The 1,349-nt window shown below is 42.7% G+C and carries 1 pseudogene; it reads left to right on the top strand.

Going from position 1 to position 1,349, the window contains the following annotated elements:
* A pseudogene (locus tag ACFIML_RS09095) lies at positions 1-1,349 on the top strand (filamentous hemagglutinin); the annotation flags it as partial.

Below are 1,349 nucleotides of genomic sequence, written 5' to 3'. Positions count from 1 at the left end.
GCTTTACAAGTTGATGGGGCTTTGTTGAATGATTTTGGCACCATAATGGCAGAAGGTGATTTATCTTTTACCAATGCGGCTGGCAGCGGAAAAAGCCTTTCCCTTGTTAACAAAGCAGGCTTGATTCAAGCGGGTGGAAACTTAAATATCCAAACCAACACCCTGAAAAACGAAGCTGATAGCACGCCTGTCATCACAGAAAAAACCGAATATAGCGATATTTCATTCGAAAAACCAGAGGGTTATTATTTACTCAATGAACGGAATTTATATCACGATATGGGCTGGGATCGTTGGGGTAGTGGAAGTCTTTCTGATAGAGAGTTTGGGTTTGAAGGTCCCCGAGACTTTCTGTTTGATTGGCAACTTTGGAATAACAAAGAAGGAACCTATGGCACCGCAATTTCAAGCGATGGAACAGTCTATAAGGCATTTACTTGGGAATATGACAAGACAAACAGTAATATAGAACGCTATCAATGGAATAATTGGTCACATATGACAGAAAAGACTGTAACACAAGCATTTTCGCATAAACCAACTGTTTCGGGGGTAATACAATCTAGTGGCAATCTCATCATTAATGCTGATACCATTGACAACCATTATAGCACTATAGAAGCGGGGGGAAATGCCGATATCCATGCTGGTGTGCTGACCAATCTGGGTGTAACGGCTTATAAAAAAACCTTTATGAGTTGTAATGCCAATACGCAGAATGGTTATTGTTATGGCTATAAAGCTGATGGAAGCCGCGATGTTTCTTTAGATATAGCCGGTGGCAAATTTCGTCATATCCGCTCAGAAGCTTTGGAGAGTGTTCCTGGTCTTGTCCAAGCGGGTGGCACTTTAAATCTGGTGGTTGATCAACTCAATAACACGGCAGCGGAAGGTTCCATTACAGGGGATGCGCATTTTAAAGCACAAGCAGTTGAAGGCAATCCACTGGAGTCCTTAAGTGGTTTAACCGGGGCTGGCGCTCTCTTTACACCAACAGTCGATCTCAATAATGCAGGGGAACTTTCTGAGGGGCTCCCTTTACCAAAGCCCCAATCGGGTGGGGTTGGGGGCACGCTACCCAATCAAAATTTCATTTATGAAACGCGGGCAGAATTTCTTGATGTCGGCAAGTTTTATGGCTCAGCCTATTATTTGAACAGAATTGGTTACAATCCTGACAGAGAGATTTTTTTCTTAGGCGATGCTTATTTCGAAAAGGAATTGATTGAAAAACAAATGCGTGATCTTGTTGGTCAAGGTTTGGGCAAAGGTTCCTTTATTCCTGGAAGTGATGCCATTGAACAAGTCAAAACTTTGCTGGATGTCGGGGCAGAATATGCAAAAGCACA

Source organism: Bartonella sp. AC62GZZY (assembly GCF_042196525.1).
In the GTDB taxonomy this organism is placed as follows: Bacteria; Pseudomonadota; Alphaproteobacteria; order Rhizobiales; family Rhizobiaceae; genus Bartonella.
This window is presented reverse-complemented; position numbering and strand designations above follow the sequence as displayed.